Genomic DNA, 3,000 nt, shown 5'->3' with positions numbered 1-3,000 from the left:
GTTTAAAGCCGCGCCCCCAGTTTTGTACACCAATGAGCGATATTTTTTGTCCATCCTTTTCAATGGTTACATTTTCATCAAGCAGCAAACGATAATCCAATGCTGCATGGTGTTGTTTTAATTTTTCAAGATTGGCGGCTTTTGCCTGTTCACTGTTCCATACTATATAATCGCCATAATCATGGTTACCCAGTATGGAGAATTGGCCGTAAGGGGCTTTAATCTGACCGAACCTATCTATATAAGGTTCAATTTCTGATGCCGCGTTGTTTACCAGGTCGCCGGTAAAAACAAACAGGTCGCTTTTTTGTGCTTTTGCCATGTCAATGCCACGTTGCACAGCTTCGGTATTATCAAAACTGCCAGAGTGGATATCTGATAGTTGGGTGATGGTAAAACCGTCAAAAGCATCGGGCAAGTCGTCAAAATAAAGTGTGGTGCGGTGCAGTTTGTAGTCATATTTACCTTTGAACATGGCATAAAACATAGAGGTAAACGGAACGGCTGCTACCAGTACTGCTATTTCGCTGATGAATTTACGACGGGCAGGAAAAATAGGTTCGTTTCCGGTACGGCTGGCTAAATGGAACAGCCCAACCAGGAACCTTCCCAGGTCGCCAAGTGATAAAACGATGATAAAAAATAGTTTGGTAATAAAAAAGGTTAAGAAAAGGCTCAGTATCCATTCATGAAAAGGGCGCATACCGTTGGCTGTACTAAAGCTGCCAAATCCCAGAAGAAACAAGGCAATTACACCGACAGAAATAAATAAATATCCAAATAACAGCACGTTACGCCATAGGGACGATTGCCAATCGGCACTTAAAGTTTTCAGTCCTGAAAAAATATACCAGTCGAATAGTAAACTAATTGCCGATATGATTAAAAATACTCTGAAAAAACCACCACTGTGCATGTAATTATGTATTGATCTGCAATTTATAAAAGGAAAGTTAATTAAATGGTAAAATTTAAAGGCGAAATAAGTTTTCATGTTTTGTGAAAACTTGTGTAATAATTTCATTACTGCCTGGTTTTAAAAGTTCATCAAACATAATTCCCTATTTTAGTCGTCAATTAATACCGCAATGAAATCGTATTACCTTTTATTATCAATAAGCCTTTTAATGGTTTCGCAGGCAAATGCACAGCAGCAACCCAAAACCGATACCGTATTTTTTGAAGATTTTAATGAACAGTCCCTTGATCGAAGTAAGTGGAATGTAGAAGTTACCGGGCATACGGTGAACGACGAGCAGCAGGCATATGTTGATTCGGCCGCTACTATATATATGGTAAAAGGTAGTGATGCCGAAGGCGCGGTAAAGGGCGCGCTGGTATTAAAAGCATTATATCGGCCCGGGTTTACCAGTAAGCAGCAAAAAAAGTATGATTTTATATCGGGCAGGATAAATACCCAGGCTAAAATGGAATTTACCTACGGCACTGCTTCGGCACGTATGAAAATGACCGCCGGCGCTGGCTTATGGCCTGCATTTTGGGCTTTGGGTAATGGTAAATGGCCCGATTGCGGTGAGATAGACATGATGGAAACCGTGGGCGATTCGAGCTGGGCGAGCCATGCCCTGCATGGTCCAAACTATTTTGGAAATACACCGCTTGCTTACAGGGCCCATTTCCCGGGGGGCACTGACGTAACTCAATGGCATATTTATTCGGTAGACTGGACCCCCACCAGCCTGACTTTTAAAATAGATGGTAAGGTAACTTATACGGTAACTAAACCTATGGTCGAAAAATATGGCCGCTGGGCTTACGATAACAAAAAATTCATCATCCTTAACTTTGCCCTGGGTGGTGGCTATCCGGCCGGATATAATAAAGTTACCAAACCCTATTTCGGTATGTCAGCAAACACGGTGAACAAAATAAAAGCAGGTCAGGCCAAAGTATTTGTTGATTGGGTGTTAGTTACAAGGGGCAAGGAGTAACAATTGTTAAAGTTTGTTAAAGCTTTGTAATATGGATGCTATAACAATAATACCTGCCGATGTTGTAACGTTTTAAGTTTAAAATAATCTAAAAGGCAGAAATATAATTAACGGGTAAGCTAAATTTTACTTTTTTGAAACATTGCAACAACCGTTAATCCATATTTTTGAATTATCAATTTTAAACATCTACAACTATGGCAATATTAACAATTCAAATACCCGATAGCGAAGTGATTACCTTATCAAATATAGTTGAACAGGTAGCAGGCAGTGTAATAAAAGTTAACGCAGACGAAGATATACACACCAATGAATGTCTGCAAAAAGAAGATTTTTTTATAACGAATAAGCTGGCAAGATCTGTGGATAAAAGCTATCTGTGGAACGATTAAGCAAATAATAAAACTCTAACTGTTAATACACCATAAAAAGAGAAAGCCCTGCTCAACAGCAGGGTTTTCTCTTTTTATGGATCTGGTGTGATATGAGTATCTGTTGATGATTTTGGGCTGAGGGCGCGCGTTAGTAAGATGAGCAATAACCCAAGTAATAAAAAAACAACAAGCAGTAATAACGAATTGATTATTATAGTATAGTAACCCAGCTTACCGGCATCAATAAAAGGATAGGGGTAGATTTGGGTTACAGCCCCGCGGATAAGTATATATACCAGGTATAAGAACGGAAACCATAACCAGTTTAATGATTGGGTCCATTTCAATCTTTCTTTCGGTACAAAAATTAGCCAGTAAACAACAAATAGTATAGGATTAATGAGGTGCAGTAATTCGTCTGTTATCTTGAGTAATCCTATTGGGTGCCATAAACTGCGCAGTATGATATTATAAACAAGACCAACGATGGTAATATATAGTGCTACACCCGTAAGTACATATCCTTGCGAAAAATACTTACTAAACGCTGTTGATGGTTTTAATAACAATGCTCCCAGACCCAGGCCAGCCAGCAAATTTACTTGTATAGTAAAATAACTAAATAACTGTACCAAAGTACCCGGAAAGCTACGCCCGCCGCTCATATAAGC

At 39.3% G+C, this 3,000-nt stretch carries 4 protein-coding genes; 2 read left to right on the top strand and 2 right to left on the bottom strand.

Annotated elements, in window-relative coordinates:
• The coding region (locus tag AC1DRQ_RS30485) for a metallophosphoesterase (protein WP_477429721.1) at positions 1-1,024 on the bottom strand (1,024 nt) is incomplete at its 3' end.
• A gap of 64 nt (positions 1,025-1,088) precedes the next feature.
• Here AC1DRQ_RS30485 and AC1DRQ_RS30480 point away from each other — a divergent pair.
• A complete protein-coding gene (locus tag AC1DRQ_RS30480; protein WP_477429719.1) occupies positions 1,089-1,952 on the top strand; it encodes a glycoside hydrolase family 16 protein in 864 nt (287 codons plus the stop codon).
• Positions 1,953-2,149: 197 nt separating this feature from the next.
• On the top strand, positions 2,150-2,347 hold the full coding sequence (locus tag AC1DRQ_RS30475) for a hypothetical protein (RefSeq protein WP_429395832.1): 198 nt from the start codon (positions 2,150-2,152) through the stop codon (positions 2,345-2,347).
• A 74-nt stretch (positions 2,348-2,421) separates the two neighbouring features.
• Here AC1DRQ_RS30475 and AC1DRQ_RS30470 read toward each other — a convergent pair.
• On the bottom strand, positions 2,422-3,000 hold a 579-nt coding region (locus AC1DRQ_RS30470; RefSeq protein WP_477429716.1), incomplete at its 5' end, for a Pr6Pr family membrane protein.

The organism is Mucilaginibacter sp. P4_E8 (genome assembly GCF_056401495.1).
Note: the sequence above shows the minus strand (reverse complement) of the source record. Positions and strands in the feature narration are given on the sequence as shown.